General features: G+C 70.1%; 20 protein-coding genes. 5 read left to right on the forward strand and 15 right to left on the reverse strand.

Going from position 1 to position 22,079, the window contains the following annotated elements:
* Positions 1-16: 16 nt before the first annotated feature.
* The 5 genes from ACFSOX_RS15515 to ACFSOX_RS15535 all read right to left on the reverse strand — a co-directional run bounded on the left by ACFSOX_RS15515 (position 17) and on the right by ACFSOX_RS15535 (position 4,729).
* On the reverse strand, positions 17-301 hold the full coding sequence (locus ACFSOX_RS15515; protein ID WP_378478722.1) for a DUF3551 domain-containing protein: 285 nt from the start codon (positions 299-301) through the stop codon (positions 17-19).
* Positions 302-417: 116 nt separating this feature from the next.
* A complete protein-coding gene (locus ACFSOX_RS15520; protein WP_378478723.1) occupies positions 418-753 on the reverse strand; it encodes a rhodanese-like domain-containing protein in 336 nt (111 codons plus the stop codon).
* 176 nt (positions 754-929) lie between these two features.
* A complete protein-coding gene (locus ACFSOX_RS15525; RefSeq protein ID WP_378478724.1) occupies positions 930-2,849 on the reverse strand; it encodes a potassium transporter Kup in 1,920 nt (639 codons plus the stop codon).
* 244 nt (positions 2,850-3,093) lie between these two features.
* A complete protein-coding gene (locus tag ACFSOX_RS15530) occupies positions 3,094-3,921 on the reverse strand; it encodes a flagellar motor protein MotB (RefSeq protein ID WP_378478725.1) in 828 nt (275 codons plus the stop codon).
* Positions 3,922-3,955: 34 nt separating this feature from the next.
* A complete protein-coding gene (locus tag ACFSOX_RS15535; protein ID WP_378478726.1) occupies positions 3,956-4,729 on the reverse strand; it encodes a motility protein A in 774 nt (257 codons plus the stop codon).
* A gap of 218 nt (positions 4,730-4,947) precedes the next feature.
* Here ACFSOX_RS15535 and ACFSOX_RS15540 point away from each other — a divergent pair, with 218 nt between their 5' ends.
* On the forward strand, positions 4,948-5,592 hold the full coding sequence (locus tag ACFSOX_RS15540) for a glutathione S-transferase family protein (RefSeq protein WP_378478727.1): 645 nt from the start codon (positions 4,948-4,950) through the stop codon (positions 5,590-5,592).
* A gap of 53 nt (positions 5,593-5,645) precedes the next feature.
* On the opposite strand, the gene purQ is transcribed toward ACFSOX_RS15540, so the two are convergent.
* The 3 genes from purQ to purC all read right to left on the reverse strand — a co-directional run bounded on the left by purQ (position 5,646) and on the right by purC (position 7,720).
* Complete coding sequence (purQ, locus tag ACFSOX_RS15545) at positions 5,646-6,341, reverse strand: phosphoribosylformylglycinamidine synthase subunit PurQ (RefSeq protein ID WP_378478728.1); 696 nt, start codon at positions 6,339-6,341, stop codon at positions 5,646-5,648.
* A gap of 32 nt (positions 6,342-6,373) precedes the next feature.
* Entirely contained in the window at positions 6,374-6,616 is a 243-nt protein-coding gene (gene purS / locus ACFSOX_RS15550; protein ID WP_111358205.1) for a phosphoribosylformylglycinamidine synthase subunit PurS, read from the reverse strand.
* Positions 6,617-6,952: 336 nt separating this feature from the next.
* Positions 6,953-7,720, reverse strand: a complete 768-nt coding sequence (purC, locus tag ACFSOX_RS15555; RefSeq protein ID WP_201160186.1) for a phosphoribosylaminoimidazolesuccinocarboxamide synthase — start codon at positions 7,718-7,720, stop codon at positions 6,953-6,955.
* Positions 7,721-8,139: 419 nt separating this feature from the next.
* Here purC and ACFSOX_RS15560 point away from each other — a divergent pair, with 419 nt between their 5' ends.
* Positions 8,140-8,460 carry a DUF1476 domain-containing protein gene (locus tag ACFSOX_RS15560; protein ID WP_378478729.1) on the forward strand — a complete coding sequence of 107 codons (321 nt, stop codon included), beginning with the start codon at positions 8,140-8,142 and terminating at the stop codon, positions 8,458-8,460.
* A gap of 150 nt (positions 8,461-8,610) precedes the next feature.
* Here ACFSOX_RS15560 and ACFSOX_RS15565 read toward each other — a convergent pair whose 3' ends face one another.
* Together ACFSOX_RS15565 and ACFSOX_RS15570 are read right to left on the reverse strand one after the other, a co-directional pair.
* Entirely contained in the window at positions 8,611-9,171 is a 561-nt protein-coding gene (locus ACFSOX_RS15565) for a cytochrome b (RefSeq protein WP_378478730.1), read from the reverse strand.
* 157 nt (positions 9,172-9,328) lie between these two features.
* Positions 9,329-10,525: a TrmJ/YjtD family RNA methyltransferase gene (locus ACFSOX_RS15570; RefSeq protein ID WP_378478731.1), complete on the reverse strand. Its 1,197-nt coding sequence runs from the start codon at positions 10,523-10,525 to the stop codon at positions 9,329-9,331.
* Between the two features lie 145 nt (positions 10,526-10,670).
* Between ACFSOX_RS15570 and ACFSOX_RS15575 the strand changes: the two genes are divergently transcribed.
* Positions 10,671-10,949: a hypothetical protein gene (locus ACFSOX_RS15575; protein ID WP_378478732.1), complete on the forward strand. Its 279-nt coding sequence runs from the start codon at positions 10,671-10,673 to the stop codon at positions 10,947-10,949.
* Positions 10,950-10,985: 36 nt separating this feature from the next.
* On the opposite strand, the gene ACFSOX_RS15580 is transcribed toward ACFSOX_RS15575, so the two are convergent.
* Entirely contained in the window at positions 10,986-11,303 is a 318-nt protein-coding gene (locus tag ACFSOX_RS15580) for a YkgJ family cysteine cluster protein (RefSeq protein ID WP_378478733.1), read from the reverse strand.
* Between the two features lie 137 nt (positions 11,304-11,440).
* Entirely contained in the window at positions 11,441-11,650 is a 210-nt protein-coding gene (locus ACFSOX_RS15585) for a cold-shock protein (RefSeq protein WP_111357518.1), read from the reverse strand.
* A gap of 633 nt (positions 11,651-12,283) precedes the next feature.
* Between ACFSOX_RS15585 and ACFSOX_RS15590 the strand changes: the two genes are divergently transcribed.
* Both ACFSOX_RS15590 and ACFSOX_RS15595 read left to right on the forward strand, forming a co-directional pair.
* Complete coding sequence (locus tag ACFSOX_RS15590; RefSeq protein ID WP_378478734.1) at positions 12,284-14,506, forward strand: NADP-dependent isocitrate dehydrogenase; 2,223 nt, start codon at positions 12,284-12,286, stop codon at positions 14,504-14,506.
* Positions 14,507-14,742: 236 nt separating this feature from the next.
* Positions 14,743-15,678: a DUF6159 family protein gene (locus ACFSOX_RS15595; protein WP_378478735.1), complete on the forward strand. Its 936-nt coding sequence runs from the start codon at positions 14,743-14,745 to the stop codon at positions 15,676-15,678.
* A gap of 28 nt (positions 15,679-15,706) precedes the next feature.
* On the opposite strand, the gene ACFSOX_RS15600 is transcribed toward ACFSOX_RS15595, so the two are convergent.
* The 3 genes from ACFSOX_RS15600 to ACFSOX_RS15610 form a co-directional block, all read right to left on the reverse strand.
* Entirely contained in the window at positions 15,707-16,948 is a 1,242-nt protein-coding gene (locus tag ACFSOX_RS15600) for a cyclic nucleotide-gated ion channel (RefSeq protein WP_378478736.1), read from the reverse strand.
* A gap of 103 nt (positions 16,949-17,051) precedes the next feature.
* Positions 17,052-19,709, reverse strand: a complete 2,658-nt coding sequence (gene alaS, locus ACFSOX_RS15605; protein ID WP_378478737.1) for an alanine--tRNA ligase — start codon at positions 19,707-19,709, stop codon at positions 17,052-17,054.
* Positions 19,710-19,855: 146 nt separating this feature from the next.
* Positions 19,856-21,970, reverse strand: a complete 2,115-nt coding sequence (locus tag ACFSOX_RS15610; RefSeq protein WP_378478738.1) for a hypothetical protein — start codon at positions 21,968-21,970, stop codon at positions 19,856-19,858.
* Positions 21,971-22,079: the final 109 nt, after the last annotated feature.

The following is a 22,079-nucleotide window of genomic DNA, read 5'->3' on the forward strand; positions in this document are numbered from 1 at the left end:
CACGGGCGGGCGCGGGTCAGGACGACCGGCGCGACCGCTTGGTCCGGGGCGGCCGGCCGGGCGGCGGCGGATAGAGATTCTCGCTGCAGTAGCCGCCGACGCCCCGCACCGTCGCCATGCACTGCGCGAAGGTGGAGTAGACGCAGCTCGTCTGCGAGAAGCCGATGTTGAGGTTGGCACACCACGGATACCAGGTGGACCAGGACGGCGGCGACCAGATCCCGAACGGATCGGCCTCGGCCCGCCCCGCCCCTGCGGCCACCGTCACGGCCACCATGGTCCCAAGCAACAGCGCACGCATGTCGGCTCCTCGTGTCGGCTCGCCGCGACCCGCGGCCGGGCTCGTCCCTTCATACGCACGGGGGCGTGCCCCGTCCATCGGGGGGCGGCGGCGACGTCGTTTCCGAGGATTTCGGGTCAGGATTCGACCGGCAGGCCGGCTCTCTTCCACGCCTGGATGTCGCCGGCGAGGTGCGACTTGTAGGGCAGCCCGGCCGCCTGCGCCATCTCGGCCGCCTTCACGGAGCGGATGCCGGACGCGCAGGAGAACACCACCTCGCGGCCTGCCGGATCGGGCAGCTCGGACGCATCGAAGACGGAGAGCGGCATCAGCACCGCGCCGGGAATGCGCTCGCGCGCCGTCTCGGCCGGCTCGCGCACGTCGACGAGCAGCACGCGGTCGGCGGCGAGCTCGGCGGCGACCTCCTCGGCGCCGAGATTGCGCACGGTGCTGCGCCCGAACAGTCCGAACATGGGCATCCTCCAGGCCGGCGTCGCGGCGGGGCGCCGATGCGGGGGTCGCATCGCCGATTCGCCCCTCCCCGGCCCGGCAGATTTGGGCAGCGGGCGGAAACTTTCAAGCCGCCCCGGCGACCCGGCCTCGGCGTCGTGCTTTCGGGGCCGCGACGGCGGCGCCGGCGCCGGCGCCGTCACACCGTGACCTGCGTCCCCACCTCGACGACACGGCCGGTCGGAATCTGGAAGAAGTCGGTCGCGTCGCTCGCCGACTTGGCGAGGCGGATGAACAGATTGTCCTGCCAGCGCGGCATGCCGGACTGGGCCGCCGGCTTGAGCAGGCGGCGCGACAGGAAGAACGACGTCGACATGATGTCGAAGTGCCACCCCTGCTTGCGGGCGATCGCCAGCGCCTTCGGAACGTTCGGCGTCTCCATGAAGCCGAATCGCAGCACCACCTTGCTGAACAAGGGCGAGAGCTGGGTGATGCGCACCCGATCCTCCTCGGTGACGCGCGGCGTGTCGGCGCTCTCGATGGTCAGCACCACGTTGTGCTGATGCAGCACCTTGTTGTGCTTGAGGTTGTGGAGGAGCGCGGTCGGTGCCGAGTCGGGATCGCCGGTGAGGAACACGGCGGTGCCCGGCACGATGTGGGGCGGCTTCTTGGTCAGCGTCTGCACCAGCGTCTCGAGCGGGATCTCGAGGTGGCGCGTCTTGGCGGCGAGCAGGCGCGAGCCGCGCTGCCAGGTGACGACCAGAAGCACGATGATGCCGGCGAAGACGAGCGGCACCCAGGCGCCCTCGAGCAGCTTGAGCAGATTGGCGACGAAGAAGGTGCCGTCGATGATCACGAACGGCGTGATCACGGCCGCCGCCGTCCACGGCCTCCAGCCCCACAGCTTCCAGATCACGACGAAGGCGAGCAGCGCGTCGACCACCATGGTGGTGGTCACGGCGATGCCGTAGGCCGAGGCGAGATGGCTCGACGTCTTGAACGTCACGACGAGCAGCAGAACGCCGGCCAGCAGCGCCGTGTTGACACGCGGAATGTAGATCTGGCCCGAATGGGTCTCCGAGGTGTGGCGGATGGCGAGGCGCGGAATGAGGCCGAGCTGAATCGCCTGCCGGGTGATCGAGTAGGCGCCGGTGATCACCGCCTGGCTGGCGATCACGGTCGCGGCGGTGGCGAGGATCACCATCGGCAGCAGGAACGGCTCGGGCACCATCCGGTAGAACGGGTTCTCCAGCGTGTCGGGATGCGCCAGCACCATGGCGCCCTGGCCGAAATAGTTGATGACCAGCGCCGGGAAGACGAGGCCGAGCCAGGCGGTGCGGATCGGCTTCGGGCCGAAATGGCCGAGATCGGCGTAGAGCGCCTCGCCACCCGTGACGGCGAGGAAGACGAGGCCGAGCGTCGCCAGCCCGATCAACGGATGGTCGATCACGAACGAGATGCCGTGCAGCGGATCGACGGCGAGGAAGATGTGCGGGTCGTCGGCGATATGGAGGAGCCCGAGGCCGGCGAGCGCGACGAACCAGACCACCATCACCGGGCCGAAGAAGGCGGCCACCCGGGCGGTGCCGCGCGACTGCACGGCGAACAGCGCCACCAGGATCGCCACCGTGAGCGGCAGCACGGCGTGCTCGAAGGCCGGCGTGACGATCTTCAGGCCCTCGACGGCCGACAAGACCGAGATCGCCGGGGTGATCACCGAGTCGCCGTAGAACATCGCCGCGCCGATGACGCCCAGCATCACGATCGGCATGGTGCGCCGGCCGAGCGCCCGCGAGGCGAGGGCGGTGAGCGACAGGGTGCCGCCCTCGCCGTGGTTGTCGGCGCGCAGCAGCAGCAGCACGTACTTGACCGTGACCACCAGGGTCAGAGCCCACAGGATCAGCGACAGCACGCCGAGCACCGCGCCTTGAGTGATCGGCCCGTTGCCGATGGCGGCGCGCAGCGCCTCGCGGAAGGCGTAGAGGGGGCTCGTGCCGATGTCGCCATAGACGACGCCGACGCTGCCCAGCGTCAGCGCCCAGAAGCCCGAGTCGTGGTGCGCGGCGCGCGCCGACCGGTCCGGCCGGTCCGCCGCGACGATGCGGGTCGCCTCGTTCATGATCTCGCCGATTGGATCCCACCATCGCGCCGCGGCACGACCGACCGCCGCCCGCCCAGGAGCGGCCGGCGGATCGCGCCTGATCACGCCAATAGCACGCCGGTTCGGCGGCACAACCGCCTGCGAGTCGGATTGGGTATGCCGGCGGCCCCGGGAACAGGAGTGGAACAGCGGTCGGCGAGGTCGGCCGCCGAGGGCGGCGCCGGCGCGGCAGGGCGCGAGCGGCGCCTTCGGCGGACCTGCGTCAGGGCGCGAAGTCGAGTGGAATCGGCGGCTCTTCCCGCATCAGGGTAATGGTGACGCGGCGGTTTGCCGCAATGTAAGGATCGTCCGGGAACAACGGCTGGGTGTCGGCCTTGCCCGCCACCATGAAGAAGTTGGCGGTCGGCACGCCCTCCTCCTCCAGGATGCGCCGCACCGCGTTGGCGCGATCCGCCGACAATTCCCACGGCCCGAAGCCCGGCCGGAACGGGGTCCGGGTCGCCGAGGTGTGGCCCGTGATGGAGATGCGGAACGGGGTCGCCTTCAGCGGAACGCTGAGGCGCTCGATCAACCGCCGGGTGCGCTCGTAGGGCTCGCGGGATCCCTCCGGGAACATCGAGCGGCCGTCCTGGTCGACGATCTCGACATTGAGGCCCTCGCGGGTCTCCTCGATCATGATGTGCTTCGACACCTCGGTCAGCTCGGGCATGTCCTGCAGGGCCTGGCGCAGGGTCGCGGCGGCGAGCGCGAAGGCCTTGTCCTGCTTGAGCCGGGCGCCGGCGCTGCGCTGCCGATCGTGCTGGTCCGGGCTCGGGCTCGAGGACGCCTCCTCGGGTGGGATGTGGGCGGCGTTCTTCAGCTTCGGCCGAGTCGGCAGGCCCGGAATCTCGATGATGCCGGAATAGCGGATGTTGTTCTGCACGCCGAAGGCGTCGCGCATCGAGCCGGCGACGATCTGCAGCTTCTGCTGATCCTGGGTCGAGAAGGCGCACAGCATCACGAAGAACGCGACGAGCAGGCCCATGAGATCGGCGAAGGTGACGAACCACCCGTGCCCTCCCCCGTGCCCCCCGTCCTTGCGGCGTGCCATGTCCCGACCTCCCGCGCGTTCTGCGCCGGTTCACTCAAGCCGCGGCGGCCTCGGCCATTTCCTCGCGGTTCTTCTCGGGCACGTAGGCGAGCAGCATCTCGCGCACGACCGACGGACTCTTCGAGTCGCGGATCATCAGCACGCCGTCGATGATCAGCGTGCGGTTGATCTCCTCGTCGACCAGCTTGCCGTGCAGCTTGTCCGCGATCGGCAGGCAGAAGAGGTTGGCGACGGCGGCGCCGTAGAAGGTGGCGAGCAGCGCCACCGCCATGTAGGGGCCGAGCTTGGAGGGGTCGGTCATGTTGGCGAACATCTGCACCATGCCGATCAGCGTGCCGACCATGCCGAAGGCCGGGGCGCAGTCGCCGATGGCGCGATAGATCTTCTGACCCTCGTCCAGATGGGTGAGGAAGTTGTCGCGGTCGCGCTCGAGATTGTCGCGGATGAAGTCGACGTCGTAGCCGTCGGCGACGAGCCGGATGCCCTTGGCCAGGAACGAGTCGGCGGTGTCGACCTTCTCCAGGCCGATCGGCCCCTGCTTGCGGGCGATCTCGGCGAGATTGGAGATCTCGTCGATCAGCTCGCGCTGGGTCATCCGGCGCAGCGTGAAGGCGAACTTCAGGCCCAGCGGCAGGCCGTGGAAGATCGACGACAACGGGAACCGGATCAGGGTCGCCGCGAAGGCGCCGCCGAAGATCACGATGAAGGCGTGGCTGTCGAGGAACATGCCGATGTCGCCACCCATCATGATGAGGGTGACGAGCACGATCATGCCGGCCAGGAGACCGAGTGCCGTCGAGATGTCCATTCGATACTCCAACCCACGACGCTTCGGGCGCGCCGGTGTCCGCGCGACGCATAGCTGCCGGACGCCTAACCGACTGTAGGATCAAGCCGTCTAAAAAGCGTAAAAGGGTAGCGGTCCGGATCGATCCCGCTTCATTCTCGGCCGCTCGGCCGGGATCACCGTCGCGAGACACGATCCCCGGCCGGCACGACGAGCGCGGCAAGCCGCGGGGGAGACCGATGGCCGAATACGAACTCTACTGCTTCGCCCAGTCCGGCAATGCCTACCGGGTGGCCCTGATGCTCGACCTGATCGGCGCCGACTGGGCGCCCCTGTGGGTCGACTTCTTCGCCGCCGGGCAGACGCGGACGCCCGATTACCGCTCCGAGGTCAACGAGATGGGCGAGGTTCCCGTACTCCGGCACGGCGACCGCAAGCTCAGCCAGTCGAGCGTCTGCCTGACGTATCTGGCGCGCCGCAGCGGCAAGTTCCTGCCGCAGGGCGAGGAGCAGGAGCTCGAGGCGTGGCGATGGATCGTCTTCGACAACCAGAAGGTGAACGGCATGCTGGGGCCGTACCGGTTCCTGCGCACGCTCGCCAAGCCACCGGGCGACCCGGCCGTGCTCGCTTTCCTGGAGGGCCGCGCCAAAGGCGCGCTCGCCGTCGTCGACAAACGACTCGCCGACCGGCCGTGGCTGCTCGGCGATCAGCCGACCATCGCCGACGTGTCGATGTGCGGCTATCTTTACTATCCGGCCGAGGAGTTCGGCTTCGACATCCCGGCGTCGTACCCGAACATCGGCGCCTGGCTCGCGCGGCTGAAGGCCCTGCCCGGCTGGAAGCACCCCTACGACCTGATGCCCGGCCACCCGCTGAAGGCGTGACGCACCGCCCAGCGGCGCCACATCCGGCCGGCCATCCGCCGGCCGGCTCGCCGTCAGGCGGCGAACTGCCGCCCCAGCCCGGCGAACAGGCCGCGCCCGTCGGTGCAGCCCATCGTGTCTTCGACGTGGTTCTCCGGGTGCGGCATCATGCCGAGCACGTTGCCGCGCCCGTTGAGGATGCCGGCGATCGCGTAGATCGACCCGTTCATGTTCCATTCCGGCGACAGGGCGCCGTCCGGCGTGGTGTAGCGGAACACGATCCGGCCCTCGCCCTCCAGGCGGGCGATGGTCTCCGAATCGGCCATGTAGTTGCCCTCGCCGTGGGCGACCGGCACCCGGATCACCTGGCCGGCCGTGTAGCCGCGGGTGAACGGCGTGTCGGCCCGCTCGACCCGGATGAAGGCGTCCTTGCAGATGAACTTCAGCCCGGCATTGCGCATCAGCACGCCCGGCAGCAGCCCCGCCTCGCAGAGGATCTGGAAGCCGTTGCAGACCCCGAGGACGAGGCCGCCCTTGGCGGCGTGCGCCCGCACCGCGTCCATCACCGGGGCGCGCGCCGCGATGGCGCCGCAGCGCAGATAGTCCCCGTAGGAGAAGCCGCCCGGCAGGACGACCAGGTCGGTGCCGGCGGGGAGTGCCGTCTCGGTGTGCCAGACCATGGCGACGTCGCTGCCGGCGCACAGGCGCAGCGCGCGCGCCATGTCGTGCTCGCGGTTGATGCCGGGGAAGACCAGGACGGCGGATTTCATGGGTGGGCCTCGGTCCGCGGGCGGCGCCGGCCTCAGCCGACGATCTCGACCCGGTAGTCCTCGATGACGGTGTTGGCGAGAAGCCGCTCGGCGGCGGCCTTCAGGGCCGCCTCGGCGCGGCCGCGGTCGTCGCCCGGCACCTCGACGTCGAACACCTTGCCCTGGCGCACGCTCGCCACGCCGTCGATGCCGAGCGCCTTGAGGGCCCCCTCGATGGCCTTGCCCTGCGGGTCGAGGACGCCTTGCTTCAACGTGACGGTGACGCGGGCTTTCATGGGTCGCCTCGGGACTCGTGCTGTGCTGCGGCCCGGACGCATCCACGGGGTCCGGCTCACCCCGGGTGCTTAGGGTGAGGCGCCGCCGAGGTCAACCGCGCCGCCCCCTCGACCCGCGGTGGAGGGCGCCCCACATCGTGGGCGAGCGACGGCCGTTAGGGGCATACGATGGGCACGCCGCAGGCACGACCGGTTCCGACGAGTGCCCGGACAGGCGCCGAGAGAGGCGCCCGGACCTGCGCCGCTGGCCCCTCCCGCAAAACGACGAACGCCGCGCGACTCTTCGCACGGCGTTCTCGTTCCGGATGCCGGGCCGAAAACCCGGCGTATGGCGTGTCAGCCCTTCACCAGCACCGGGCCGTTGCCGATCGGGCGCTCGTTCTCGCTCATGATGCCGAGCCGGCGCGCCACCTCGGTATAGGCCTCGAGCAGGCCGCCGAGATCCCGACGGAAGCGGTCCTTGTCGAGCTTCTCGTTCGACTTGATGTCCCACAGGCGGCAGGAGTCGGGCGAGATCTCGTCGGCGACGACGATCCGCATCATGTCGTTCTCCCACAGCCGGCCGCACTCCATCTTGAAGTCGACCAGACGGATGCCGACGCCGAGGAAGAGGCCGCACAGGAAGTCGTTGACGCGGATCGCCAACGCCATGATGTCGTCGATCTCCTGGGGCGTCGCCCAGCCGAACGCCGTGATGTGCTCCTCCGACACCATCGGGTCGCCGAGCGCGTCGTTCTTGTAATAGAACTCGATGATCGAGCGCGGCAGCTGCGTGCCTTCCTCGATGCCGAGGCGCTGCGACAGCGAGCCGGCCGCGACGTTGCGGACCACCACCTCGAGCGGGATGATCTCGACCTCGCGGATCAGCTGCTCGCGCATGTTCAGGCGGCGGATGAAATGGGTCGGCACCCCGATGTCGTTCAAGTGCTGGAACAGGTACTCGGAGATGCGGTTGTTCAGCACACCCTTCCCTTCGATCACCTGATGCTTCTTGGCGTTGAAGGCGGTGGCGTCGTCCTTGAAGTGCTGGATCAACGTTCCCGGCTCCGGGCCCTCGTACAGGACCTTCGCCTTGCCTTCGTAGATGCGGCGGCGGCGGCTCATGGGGGTGTACCGTGGCTTGAGAAAATCCATAGGGATGCCGTGGCTCCGAGTTCCGGGTTCAAGGCCCGCGGCGTCGTCGAGATACGCGAGACAGAGTTACGCAGGACAGCGCGACACGAGAGACAGTATCGGTACGACATGGCACGACACGGACTCGCGCGAGACACGCTCGTCACGATTCCAGCGGACCGTATCCGAAGGGGGCGACGAGCACAATCGACATAGACCGGCGGGGCGGACCGTGCAATGAGGACTTGTGCGAGCGCAGGCCTGCTCTTGACCGTACCGGGACGGTATGCAAGCCGCGATTGCGACCGAATTCCGGCGGGATTCTCCACCACGGCGCCCCCGTGGCGTGGACCTGCACAGGACGGCAAACGAGCACGAGATCAATCGAGCACCAAGGCAAGAGGGACGCCATGACGTTCGACGACCGCGAGAAGACCCACGAGAAGAAGTTCGCCCACGACGCCGAGCTGCAGTTCAAGGCGACGGCCCGCCGCAACAAGATGCTCGGCCTGTGGGCGGCCGAGAAGCTCGGGCTGACCGGGGCCGAGGCCGAGGCCTACGCCAAGGAGGTGGTGGTCGCCGACTTCGAGACGCCCGGCGACGAGGACGTCTTCCAGAAGCTGCGCAAGGATTTCGACGCCAAGGGCGTGCACCAGTCGGACCACCAGATCCGCCGCACCATGCTGGAGCTGATGGATCAGGCGATCGAGGCCGTGAAGGCCGCGAAGTAGCGCCGACGGCGCCGGGCCGCAGAGGGCCGGCACGGCGCCCCACGACGAGGAAGGCGCTCCGCCGGCCCGGCGAAGCGCCTTTTTTCATCGTCACGACCACGCCGCCGCGGCCACATCGCCGCGATCATCTCGCCGCGGCCATCCGCGCCGTCAGGTCCGCTCGGGCGCCGGCCCGATCATTCGCCGCAGCGTGGGGTCGCGGAACACGAAGTGGTGCACCAGCGCGACGGCCGCATGCAGGACGGCGAACAGCATCAGCGCCTGGGCCAGGAGCCCGTGCCACGGCTTCAGCATGTTGGCGAGGTCGCGATCGACCGCCATCGGAGAGGCGATCTCGGCGAGCCCGAACAGCGGCAGCGGCCGGCCGCGCGCGAACACGATGGCGATGCCGATCAGCGGCACGGCGAGCAGCAGGAGGTAGCTGATCCCGTGCGCCGCGGCGGCGCCGATCTCACCCATGCGGCCGAGCGGAGTCTTGGGCATCGGCGGCGCCGGGTCGGCGAGACGCCAAGCGACCCGCGCGGCCAGCAAGGCGAGCACGGCGAGACCGAGATTGAGGTGGATGAACATCGCGGTCGCCCGCGCCGCGCCTTCGGGAAGCTCGCCCCGGAACATGCCGATCGCCCAGGCGGCGACCACGCAGATCACCGTGAGCCAATGGAAAAGGCGCGCCATCGCGCCGTAGGCCTCGTAGGAATTGCGCAGAGCCATGGCAACCGACCTCGTGTCTCGCAAGCTCGTGTCCGGCGCCTCGCGACCGGAACTTATAGCAGGATGTGAATGCGTCGATATGCGCCGAAGCGCGTCGCGCCCGCCTTGATTCAGAGCAAGGCGGCGACGCCCCGGCCCTGCCGGAGGCACGCGCCGGTCACAGGCCGAGCACGTCGGCGAGCGTCGCCAGGGCGGCGCGCGGATCGGCCTCGACCACGGCCGCATCGAGCGGCACGACGCGATATGCGCGGTCGACGAGCCAGGCGCGCTTGTCGGCGCGACTCCTCGCCGCCTCGGCCGCCTCGGCGGCCGGCGCGATGTCGACGACGACGCGCAGCGGGAACGACACGAGATCGGCGATGTGCGGGCCGACCGGCACCTGCCGCTTGAAGCCGCAGCCGGCGAAGCGGCGATCGGCGACGAGCACGGCCCACAGGGCGCGCTCCGCCTCGGTCGGATTGCGCCGCAGGAGCCGCGACAGGCCGCGCACCGGGCCACGCTCGGACGGCACCCGGCCGTCGCCGTGCTCGGCCAGGAGCTTGCGCAGCAGCGCCGCCTCGTCGCCGTCGAGCACGCCGCCCCGCGCCGGTCCCTTGCGGCCTTCGGCGATCGCCATGATCACGCCGTGCAGGGTCTGGATGTCCTGCCGGCTCGGCTGCATGCGCGAGAAGATGTTGCGCAGGTTGATCGTCATGGTCTCGCGCTTCTCCGGCGGCCGGAAGAACTCGACCTTCTCGAGCTCGCGCTCGAGCGTGGTGAAGAAGGCGTGAATCTGCTCCTTCGGGGCCGGGCCGGAGCGCACCGGCATGCCGAAGGGCAGGCCGGTGCCGGCGTGCTTGAACCACTCGTAGGCGACGAGCGCCACGGCCTGGGCGAGATTGAGCGAGGCGAAGGCGGGGTTCACCGGGAACGTGACGATCGCGTCGGCGAGGCCGACCTCGTCGTTCTCCAGCCCGTTGCGCTCGCGGCCGAAGACCACGGCCGTGGTCTCGCCGCCGGCGACCAGCGGCACGAGTTGGGAGGCGACCGCCTCGGGCGACACCACGGGCTTGGCCTGGTCGTGGCCGCGCGCCGTGCAGGCGGCGACGAACGTGCAATCGGCGATCGCCGCCTTCAGGTCCGGATAGAGCTGCGCCTCGTCGAGCACCCGATCGGCGCCGGCCGCCATCATGCGGGCCTTGTCGTTCGGCCAGCCCTGCTTCGGCGCCACGAGGCGTAGCCGGGAAAGGCCGAAATTCGCCATCACGCGCGCCGCCGCCCCGATGTTCTCGCCGATCTGCGGCTCCACCAGCACGATCACGGGACTGGGCGCGACCACCCAGGTCTTGGTCTTGTCGGTTCCGGCGCCGGGCATGTTTTGAGGAGCGTCTCGTCTGGGGTCGTCGGGGGCGCGGACCACTAGCCGATCGCGCCATCGCTGTCGACCGCGGCCGTCTCGTGCGGTGGACCGGCGCCGGTGTACCATGCTCCGTGATGCCGCATCGAGCCGAGGCGCCCGCATGCCCGTTCCCCCGATCAGACGACTCCTGACCACCCACTGGACCTTGACGCTGCTGATCATGATGGCGGCCGCGCTGACGTTCGGGCTGTCGACCCTCAATCTTTACGCGCTCGTCCAGGCGAATATCGGCCTGATCGCCCGGCACGGCACGATGGCATTGCTCGACGGCGGCCTGCTCCAGACCCTGGAGCTGCTCGCCTACGGCCTTGTCGGCGTCCTCGCCTATGTGGTGGTCAAGGCCTGCGAGCGGGTGCTGGTCGAACGGCTGCTCGGCTGACCGGCCGGTCACCCCGACCGGCGACGACCCGGGTCGTCACAGCCCCCACCGCGCCCGCGCGATCAGGCATTCCGGGTCGCCCGGCTGGCACTCGCGGCAGACGAGCGGCCGCACCGCATAGACGGTGCAGGCCGTGAAGGTGCCGACCGTGCCGGCGAGCGCCGTGCAACGGTCGTCCACGCTGCGCATCCGCCCGGCCGCGTCGTCCACATGGGCGGCCGGGATGCGGGCGATCTCCGCCTCGCTCTCCAGCGAGAAGCGCGGCCACGCGGCCGCGGTGGCGCAGCACGCCCCGCAGGCCTGGCACGACCAGTCGGGGCGCTCCACCGGGGGATCGTCGTCGGCGTCGTTCACGCGCACCGCTCGAAAAGCTGCCGGAAGAAAGCTGCCGGAAAATGCGAAAGCCGCCCCGAAGGGCGGCTCCCTTTAGCGCATGCCGCGGGCGGCGTCGAAGCGACAGGCGCTCGGACCCGCCGGGCGACCGGATCCGATCACGCGGCCTGGATGGTGCCGACGGCGATCTTGCCGGTGCGGCGATCGGCCTGGGTGTCGAACTCGACCTTCTGGCCCTCGTGCAGGCTGCGCATGCCGGCGCGCTCGAGCGCGGTCGCGTGGACGAACACGTCCTTGCTGCCGTCGTCCGGAGCGATGAAGCCGTAGCCCTTCTGGTCGTTGTAGAACTTCACGGTGCCCTTGGTCATGGGACCATTCCTTCGTCTTGCGTATGCAGGTGGACCGGGCGCATGCGGGCATGCACCGGTCCGGTGTCTCGATCTTTGGAGAGAGTCTGAACGTCGCCCGCAGTCCGCAGAGGCGAAACGGCCCGATTGTCCGGCCAAATGTCGATGGGCTCTTGTACACGTCCTGGCCGCCCGACACAAGCCGGGGTCGAGACGAACCGCGCCGCGCCAAAAGATTGCGTGAACGGCCCCTTGCAGCCGCAAGGCTGCGAGACGCGATCTCGGCGCCCCTGGCCGCCCCAAGCTGCGAACCTTGATTTCAGTTACAAGTGTCCGCCGATGTGAGGTATTTCCGGCCGCACCCGCGGATCTCCGGGACTTGGCGCGGCGCGAACGGGTTCGGCGAATCTTGCTTCACAATTCCAGTTGCCGGCTTTCACAGCGGTGTCGTGGATGCTATAGGCGCCCCCTGAAGGGGGTGCACGGCCCCTGACGGGTGTCCTGCCGCGGCACGCTGCCGACAGGCGCACCGCCCAGACGACGTCATGCGAGGGCGCGACGGACCATCACACCACCGCGCTCCTCGCTGTTCCGCTTCCGCTCGGCCCCGATTTTACCCTCGGCCTGACCCAGGCGACGACCAGAGGTGCAAGCATGCCAGATCTCGAAATCATGTGGACGAAGGTCGACGAAGCCCCGGCGCTCGCGACCTACTCGCTGCTGCCGATCGTGAAAGCCTTCGTCGGCGCGGCGGGCGTGTCCGTGACGCTGAAGGACATCTCGCTCGCCGGCCGCATCATCGCCGCCTTCCCCGAGAAGCTGACGCCCGCGCAGCGCATCGCCGACGAGCTCGCCGAGCTCGGCGAGCTGGCGACCAAGCCGGAAGCCAACATCATCAAGCTGCCCAACATCTCCGCCTCGATCCCGCAGCTGAAGGCCGCGATCAAGGAGCTGCAGGGCAAGGGCTACGACATCCCGGACTATCCGGACAACGCGACGACCGACGCCGAGAAGGACGTCAAGGCGCGCTACGCCAAGGTGTTCGGCAGCGTCGTCAACCCGGTGCTGCGCGAGGGCAATTCCGATCGCCGCGCCGCCGGTGCCGTCAAGCAGTACGCCCGCAACAATCCGCACAAGATGGGCGCCTGGAGCAAGGACTCCAAGTCGCATGTCGCGTGGATGCCGGCCGGCGACTACTACGGCTCGGAGGTCTCGACGACCGTCGCGGCGGCGACCAACGCCCGCATCGAGCTTCACGGCACGGACGGCGCCGTCACGGTCCTGAAGGCGAAGACCCCGCTCGCGGCCGGCGAGATCATCGACGCGGCGGTGATGAGCCGCAAGGCGCTGCGCGCCTTCTTCGCCGAGCAGATCGAGGACGCGAAGAAGCAGGGCGTGCTGTTCTCGCTGCACGTCAAGGCGACGATGATGAAGATCTCCGATCCGATCATCTTCGGCCACGCCGTGTCGGTGTTCTTCGCCGACGTGCTGGCCAAGCACGCCGCCACGTTCAAGACACTCGGCGTCAATCTCAACAACGGCTTCGGCGACCTGCTGGCCAAGATCGAGACGCTGCCGGAGGCCGAGAAGAAGGCCATTCAGGACGACATCGCGGCCGTGTACGCCGAGCGTCCCGGCCTCGCGATGGTGAACTCCGACAAGGGCATCACCAATCTGCACGTCCCGTCCGACGTGATCGTCGACGCCTCGATGCCGGCGATGATCCGCGATTCCGGCAAGATGTGGGGCGCCGACGGCAAGCTGCACGACACCAAGGCCGTGATCCCGGATCGCGCCTATGCGACGTTGTATCAGGCCGTCATCGACGACTGCAAAGCCAACGGCGCGTTCGATCCCAAGACCATGGGCTCGGTCCCCAATGTCGGCCTGATGGCGCAGAAGGCCGAGGAGTACGGCTCGCACGACAAGACCTTCGAGATCCCGAAGGACGGCACGGTCCGGGTCGTCGGCGAGGACGGCACCGTGCTGCTCGAGCGGCCGGTCGAGACCGGCGACATCTTCCGCATGTGCGAGGTGCGCGACGCGCCGATCCGCGACTGGGTCAAGCTCGGCGTCCGCCGCGCCCGCCTCACCGACACGCCGGCGGTGTTCTGGCTCGACAAGAACCGCGCCCACGACGCCCAGGTCATCGCCAAGGTCGAACAGTACCTGAAGGACGAGGACACGTCGGGTCTCGACATCCGCATCCTGGCGCCGGTCGAGGCGATGAAGTTCTCGCTCGAGCGCATCCGCAAGGGCCAGGACACGATCTCGGTCACCGGCAACGTGCTGCGCGACTATCTGACCGACCTGTTCCCGATCATGGAGCTCGGCACCTCGGCCAAGATGCTGTCGATCGTCCCGCTGCTCGCGGGCGGCGGGCTGTTCGAGACGGGGGCCGGCGGCTCGGCCCCCAAGCACGTGCAGCAGTTCCAGGAGGAGGGCTATCTGCGCTGGGATTCGCTCGGCGAGTTTTTGGCGCTCGGCGCCTCGCTGGAGCATCTGGCCCAGAGCTACAAGAACGCCAAGGCGCAGGTGCTCGCCGACACGCTCGACGCGGCGATCGCCAAGTTCCTCCAGTTCAATCGCAACCCGGCCCGCAAGGTCGGCGAGATCGACAATCGCGGCAGCCATTTCTACCTCGCCCTCTACTGGGCCGAGGCGCTGGCGACGCAGACCAAGGACACGGAGCTGCAGGCCCGCTTCAAGCCGCTGGCCGAGACGCTCGCCAAGAACGAGGCGACGATCAACGCCGAGCTGATCGCCGCCCAGGGCAAGCCGGTCGACACCGGCGGCTACTACCTGCCCGACGACGCCAAGACCGCGGCCGCCATGCGGCCGAGCGCGACCCTCAACGCGGCCATCGCCGCGCTCTGACGATCGCCGCCATTCCGGAGCGCGGCGCAGTCGCGAAACCGGAATCCAGCCGAGCTGATCGGCCGGTCGTATCGAAGACCGAAAAGGGCGTGCTCCGGCGCGCCCTTTTTTGCTCGGCCGCCCGGCTCGGCTCCGGATCCCCCCGGACAGACGAACGTCTCGGATGGGAGTAATATCATACTTTGAATGGATCGGTTCGTTTCGCGGTTCACCTTCCTCGTGTCGGGAGAACGCCCATGCGGATGTCGGCCGATTTCAAGAACACATGGATCGACCGCCGGTTCTCATCCGGTTTCGCCATGGCCAAGGCCGGGGTGGCGCTGCTGCGCGCCCGGCCGGCCCTCCTGCTCCTGCCGATCGCCGCCGTGCTCGGCATCCTGGTCTACTGGCTCGTCCTGGTGCCGCTGGTCGTCACGCAATCGCTGACGCTCGCAGCCGACCTCGACTGGCTCGCCGTGACGCTGCGGCTCGGGGTCGTGGTCCTCGGATATTTCCTCAGCGCCTTCCTGGTCGTCTTCTTCCATGCCGCCACGATCGTCGCGGCCCGCGGCGACTTCGAAGGCCGACCGGTGAGCCTCGGCGCCGGCGTCTCCGCGGCGGCGCGGCGCTGGCCGCAGATCCTCGCCTGGAGCGCCTTCGCGGCGACCGTCGGGCTCCTCTTGCGCGCCGTCGCCTCGCTGTTCCGCGACGACGGGGGGCTGGTCGGCTGGGTGTTGTCGCTGCTGGTCGGCTCGATCCAGCTCGCCTTCGCGGCGGCCGTCTACTTCGTCGTGCCGGTGGTCGTCGTCGAGGGCGTCGGACCGCTCGCCGCGGTCCGACGGTCCTTCACGATGATCCGCGAGCGGTGGGGCGAGGTGTTCGTTCTCCAGGGCGGGGTCGGTCTCGTCGTCATGCTGGTGTTCGGACCGGTGGTCGCCGCCTTCTTCTTCGGCGGGGCCTGGGCGATCGATCTCGGCCTCGCGCCGGCGGTCGAGACCGTCGTCGTGTCGGGCCTCCTGATGCTCGCCGCCGTGGCGCTCGTCGTCGGCGTGATCGCCTATCTCGCCCTCGACGGCGTCTTCGCCGCGGCCGCCTACACCTACGCGACCTCCGGCACCGCCCCGGCCACCCTCGGCCCCGGCGTGATGCCGTCGCTGTTCCGGCCGAAGAAGCCCGCGCCGGCGGAGAGATGACGCTGCGGGCGGGGGGCGTTGCGGCGCCTCACTCTCCCGGCGGCGAGCGCTCCTGGCCTTGCGCGATCTCCTCGCCGACGAGATCGCCCCGCTTGCCGACGATGTCGGCGCCGACCCGCTCGCGCGCCACCTCGTGGATGCGGTCGGCGAGCCGCGGGTCTCGATCCATCAGGCGGCGCAGGTCGCCGCCGTCGAGCACCAGGAGGTCGGCGCGCGTCAGTGCCGTGACGGTCGCCGAGCGGTGGGCGCGGCGAAGAAGCGCGATCTCGCCGAAGAAGTGCCCGACGCCGAGCGTGATGTGGCGGCCCTTGAGGTCGATGTCGACGGCGCCGCGGGCGATGAAATACATCGAGTGCGCCGGGTCGCCGACCCGGACGATCACGTCGCCGGCGTCGACCGTCTGGGCACGGAGATAGCGCATGATGTCGGCGATCGCGGCGGCGTCGAGCCCGGCGAACAGCGGCACCCGCGCCACCATGCCCCAGGTGACGACGAAGTCGCGCCGGTGGATCTCTTCGGCGAAGGCGGTGGCGATGATGCCGACCGGCATCGCCACCATGGCCATCGCCATCAGCACGGTGGCGCCGGCGATCAGCTTGCCGAGCGCCGTCACCGGCACCACGTCGCCGTAGCCGGTGGTGCCGAGCGTCACCACGGCCCACCAGATGGCGTCCGGGATGGTGCCGAGCCGGTCGGGCTGGACGTGGCGCTCGGCCAGATACATCAGCACGGCCGCGAACAGCGTCGCGCCGAAGAAGACGACCAGGCAGGCGGCGAGCGCCCTACGCTCGTTGTAGAGGGCGTCGAGCAGCGAGCGCATGCCGGGCGAGTAGCGGGTCAGCTTGAGGAAGCGCACCACCCGGAAGATCAGCACGACGCGCAGATCCTCAGGGACGGCGAAGATGAACCAGAACGGCAGCACGGCGAGCAGGTCGACGACGCCGACCATCGAGGTCAGGTAGCGCCGCCGCGCCTGCCAGGGTGACAGCGCGCGCGTCAGCGCGTTCTCGGGCGCCGTCCAGATCCGCAGCGCGTACTCGGCCGTGAAGACGACCAGCGAGACGATCTCGATCACGATGAAGGCGGGGTGCCAGCGGGCGTCGACCTCCGGGACCGACTCGAGCACGACGCCGACGATGTTGAGCAGGATCAGCCCGATCAGCACGCGGTCGACCAGTCGGCTCGCATGCTCGGCGCCGACGCCGTGGTCGAGGATCTCGCCGACCCGGCGCCTCAGCTCGACCGCACGCTTCTTGGCATGCGCCCGCATGCTGCGCTCCTTCCGCGGAGCCGGCATCATGGCGCCGCGACGCGACCGCGCATTGCGTCACCTCAACCGAGGGCGTCGCCTGCGCCCCGTCACCCGGCCGGCTTCACGCCTGGCCGATCGCCGCCGCGATCGCGTCGAGCGCCGCGTCGGCCTTGCCGCCGTCCGGGCCACCGGCCTGGGCCATGTCGGGACGGCCACCGCCGCCTTTGCCGCCCAGCGCCTCGGCGCCCTTCTTCACCAGATCGACGGCGCTGAACCGGCCGGTGAGGTCCGCCGTGACGCCGACCACCAGGCCGGCCTTGCCGTCCGCCGTGACGCCGACGATCGCCACAACGCCGGAGCCGACCTGCTTCTTGCCGTCGTCGGCGAGGCTCTTCAGATCCTTGATCTCGATGCCGGAGACGGCACGGGCGAGCAGCTTGACGCCGCCGACCTCGCGCAGGCCGTCGGACGCGCCCGCGGCGCCGCCGCCGCCGCCCATGGCGAGCTTGCGGCGGGCGTCGGCGAGGTCGCGCTCGAGCTGCTTCTTGTCGTCGAGCAGCTTTTGCACCTGCTCCTCGATCTGGGCCGGCTGGGCGCGCACGAGCTGGCCGAGCGCGGCGACCCGGCGGTCGGCCTCGGTGAGGCGACGGCGCGCGGCCGCGCCCGTCATCGCCTCGATGCGGCGCACGCCGGCGGCGACGCCCGCCTCCTGGTCGATATAGACGAGGCCGATGTCGCCGGTGCGCTTCACATGGGTGCCGCCGCACAGCTCCACGGACCAGCCGAGAGCATTGCTGGCCTCGCCCATCGCGACCACCCGCACCTCGTCGCCGTACTTCTCGCCGAACAGCGCACGCGCCCCGGACGCGATGGCGTCGTCGACCGCCATCAGGCGGGTGACGACGGGCGTGTTCTCCAGCACCTGGGTGTTGGCGATCTCCTCGACCTTGGCGATCTCCGCGTCGGTCATCTTCTTGGGATGCGAGAAGTCGAAGCGCAGCCGGTCGGGCGCCACCATCGAGCCCTTCTGGGCGACGTGATCGCCGAGCACCAGGCGCAGCGCCTCGTGCAGCAGATGGGTGGCCGAGTGGTTGCGGCGGATGTCGGAGCGGCGCGCGTGATCGACCTCGAGGGCGAGTGCCTGGCCGGGCTTCAGCGTCCCCTCCTCCACGGTGCCGGTGTGGACGAAGAGATCGCCGGCCTTCTTGTTGGTGCCGGTGACGCGGAAGCGCACGCCGTCGCCGGTCATCACGCCGGTGTCGCCGACCTGGCCGCCGGACTCGCCGTAGAACGGCGTCTGGTTGAGGATCACGGCACCGGTCTCCCCGGCGTTCAGGGCGGTCGCCTGCACGCCGTCCTTGACCACGGCCAAGACCTCGCCCTCGGCCGTCTCGGTCTCGTAGCCGAGGAACTCGGTCGCCCCGAGATTTTCGCGCAGCGAGAACCACACCGTCTCGGTCGCCGCCTCGCCGGAGCCGGCCCAGCTCGCCCGCGCCTTGGCGCGCTGCTGCTCCATGGCGGCGGCGAAGCCGGCCGTGTCGACCTCGACGCCGCGCGACTTGAGCGCGTCCTGGGTGAGGTCGAGCGGGAAGCCGTAGGTGTCGTAGAGCGTGAAGGCGACCTCGCCCTTCAGCTTGTCGCCGCGCCCGAGATCGCGCGCCTCGTCCTCGAGGATCGCGAGGCCGCGCTCCAGCGTCTTGCGGAAGCGCGTCTCCTCGAGCCGCAGCGTCTCGGTGATCAGCGGCTCGGCCCGCGTGAGCTCCGGATAGGCCTGGCCCATCTCGCGCACCAGCGTCGGGACGAGCTTCCACATCAGAGGCTCGCGGGCGCCCAGAAGCTCGGCGTGCCGCATGGCGCGCCGCATGATGCGACGGAGCACGTAGCCGCGGCCTTCGTTCGACGGCAGCACGCCGTCGGCGATCAGGAACGCGGAGGCGCGCAGGTGGTCGGCGATGACCCGGTGCGAGGCCTTCATGGGGCCGTCGGCGTCGACGCCGGTGCGGTCGACGACGGCCTGGATCAGCGCCCCGAACAGGTCGATCGAATAGTTGTCGTGGGTGCCCTGCAGCACCGCGGCGATGCGCTCGAGCCCCATGCCGGTGTCGATCGACGGCCGTGGCAGCGCGATCCGCTCACCCGAGGGGAGCTGCTCGTACTGCATGAACACCAGATTCCAGATCTCGATGAAGCGATCGCCGTCGGCCTCGGCGGAGCCCGGCGGGCCGCCCGGGATGTGGTCGCCGTGGTCGTAGAAGATCTCGGAGCACGGGCCGCACGGGCCGGTGTCGCCCATCTGCCAGAAATTGTCCGAGGTGCCGATGCGGATGATCCGGCTGTCGGGCAGCCCGGCGATCTTCTTCCACAGGTTGAAGGCGTCGTCGTCGTCGGCATAGACCGTGATGGTCAGCCGGTCGGCCGGCAGGCCGTACTCCTTGGTGACGAGCCGCCAGGCCAGGTCGATGGCGCGCTCCTTGAAGTAGTCGCCGAAGGAGAAGTTCCCCAGCATCTCGAAGAAGGTGTGGTGGCGCGCCGTGTACCCGACATTGTCGAGATCGTTGTGCTTGCCGCCCGCCCGTACGCATTTCTGCGAGGTCGCGGCCTGGGTGTAGGGCCGCTTCTCCAGGCCGGTGAAGACGTTCTTGAACTGCACCATCCCGGCATTGGTGAACATCAAGGTCGGGTCGTTGCGTGGAACGAGCGGCGAGGACGGCACCACCGCGTGGCCGTTCTTCGCGAAGAAGTTCAAGAACGCAGACCGGATGTCGTTGACGCCGCTCATCGAAGCTCTGTTCCTGGTGCGCGCGACCGCGCCTCCCCGGGCGAGCTAAGCGACGGTCCTGCCTCTTTAATTCACGGCCGTTTTAGCGGTGCGGCCGGGGGCTGTCCAGGACGGCCGTACTTGCCCGGACGGCGCGGCGCGCCGGATCAGTCCGGCAGGGTCTGCACCGGGTTGCGGACCGGGTTCTGGCGGACCGGCGCCGGCGGCGCCCCGCCGCTCGCCGGGGGCGCCCCGACGCTCGGCACGGTCGAGACCGGCGACCGCCCGGCCGGCCGCGGCGTCCCTGGGGCGGGGCGAGCCGGCGTGTCGCGGCGCTCCCACACCGCGACGGATCCGGCGAAATCCGGAACCTCGGTGCGCCCGATCGGAACGAAGCGGCTCTGCTGGGCGAGCGCGTCGAGGACGCCCGCGGTGTCGGCATAGGCGGTTCCCGGCGCCGTCCAGGGCGCGTCCGGGACGTCGACGACGACCACGCGGGCGGACGGCGTCTCGGCCAGATAGGCCGCCATGGCGCGGCGGTGCGCCTCGCCCGAGCCGCCGACCGGCGGCCGCGGGCCGTCGACCGGCACGGCGCAACCGCAGCGGGCGCGCGCCGCCCACGCGAGGAAGTCGGTCGCGCGGCCGAACGTCGTCGCGACGCCGACTGCCGGAGCCCCGTCGAGCAGCGGCAGCGCCGGCCGCACCAGGAGGAGCTGGCTCGGGCCGTCGGGCGTGCGGCCCGCGGCGGCGCGGGCGGCCGCAGCGGTCGTCGGCCCCGGATACGCCAGGGCGACCAGCAGGGCGGCGACCGCGCCGAGCGCGACGACGGCCCGAACGAGCACGAGCCGGGCCGGCGTCACCGCGCCGACCAAGGTGGCGACGCCGGCGCCCGCCCCGATCCACACCGCGACCACGACGGTCGCGAGGAAGCGGCCCTCGTGGAGGGGATAGGCGACCACACCGATCGCCCCGAGCAGCGCCAGGACGAAGACCGGCCGCAGTCCGACCGGGATCCGATGGATCCGGACGAGCGCGACGACGAAGAGCGCCGCGGCGGCGAGGCCCATCCACGGCGACGAGTGGTAGGCCTCGATGAAGGCGTCCCGGTAGAACGCGAGGCCCTGCAGAGGATCGGGTCGCGCGCCCCAGATGGCGGCGAGACCGCCGAGGCCACCGGTCCCGGTCAACCACCCGGGCACCAGGAACGAGAGCGCCACCGGCATCACGTGCCAGGCCAAGACCGCATGGGCGGGAGCGCCCAGCGCCGGGCCGAGGCGATCGCGCTCGCTGCGCCAGCCGAGCACGAGGCGCAGGAGGAGGAGCGCGTAGGCGAGCGTGACCAGAGCAACGGGCGGATAGAGCGAGACGCTGCGGCCGTGGATCGTGATCGCGGGCGGCCTCGTCCACAGGATGGCGGCGGTCGCGGCGACGACGACCAGGAGGACGATCAGCAGCGGGTCGCGCCACAGCGGCCCGGTGCGGGCGGCGCTGCGCAGCGAATCGGCGAGCGCGCCGGCGAAGCGGCGCACCGCACCGGCATGGGCGATCACCGTGCACAGCGCGAGCGTCGCGACGACCAGCCCCCACGCCGCGCGCTGGTGAAAGAAGAGGAGCGTCAGCACGACGCCGAGCAGGCGCCAGCGGCCGGTGTCGGCCGGCTCCTCCTCGGCGCGCGCATAGGCGAGCAGCGCCGCCGCGGTCAGCGCGGCGCCGAGCCCCTCCGGCACGACGTCGGAGCCGAGCAACGCGAAGGCGGGGCTCGCCAGCGTCAGCGCCGCCGCGACGGCCGCCGCCGTGATGCCGCGAATCGCGTCGGAGAACAGGCTTCGGGCCAGCACGGCGGCGAGCACCGCGGTCGCCGCCCAGCCGGCGAGGCTCGGCAGGATCCCCAACCGATGGTCGAGCCCGCCGGCGAGCAGCACGCCGGACAGCATCAACCCGTGCAGGGGCGACCAGCCGAGGGCCTTCCACAGATGGTCGAGGACGGCGAGCGGATCGAGGCCGCGCAGCGCGATCGCGAGGTCGAGCCCGAACCCGAAATGGCCGTTGCGGTCGTGCAGGGGATTCGCCCACAGCGGGTCGGGATCGGCGTGATAGGCCGTGAACAGGGTCGTCGCGATCACGGCGGCCACGAAGGCCGTGACGGCGGCGACGGCGAGATCGATCCAGGCGGACGCCGCGCCACCGGGGCGGCGCCCCCCGCGCGGTCCGGTCCCGGGCCGCGGCGGCCGGGACGTGATGCGGTCCGGGCCGACGAGCGGCGGCGCCGTTCGTGATGTCACCGGCTGCTCCTTGTCGCGCTGCGGTTCGTGTCGCGCGTGCGGTTCGCCCATAGCAGAGCGGGACCGCCGACGCCCCGCCTTTTGCGGCCCATGAACAGGATTCGCGCCG

The organism is Rhodoplanes azumiensis, from assembly GCF_042682915.1.
In the GTDB taxonomy this organism is placed as follows: domain Bacteria; phylum Pseudomonadota; class Alphaproteobacteria; order Rhizobiales; family Xanthobacteraceae; genus Rhodoplanes; species Rhodoplanes azumiensis.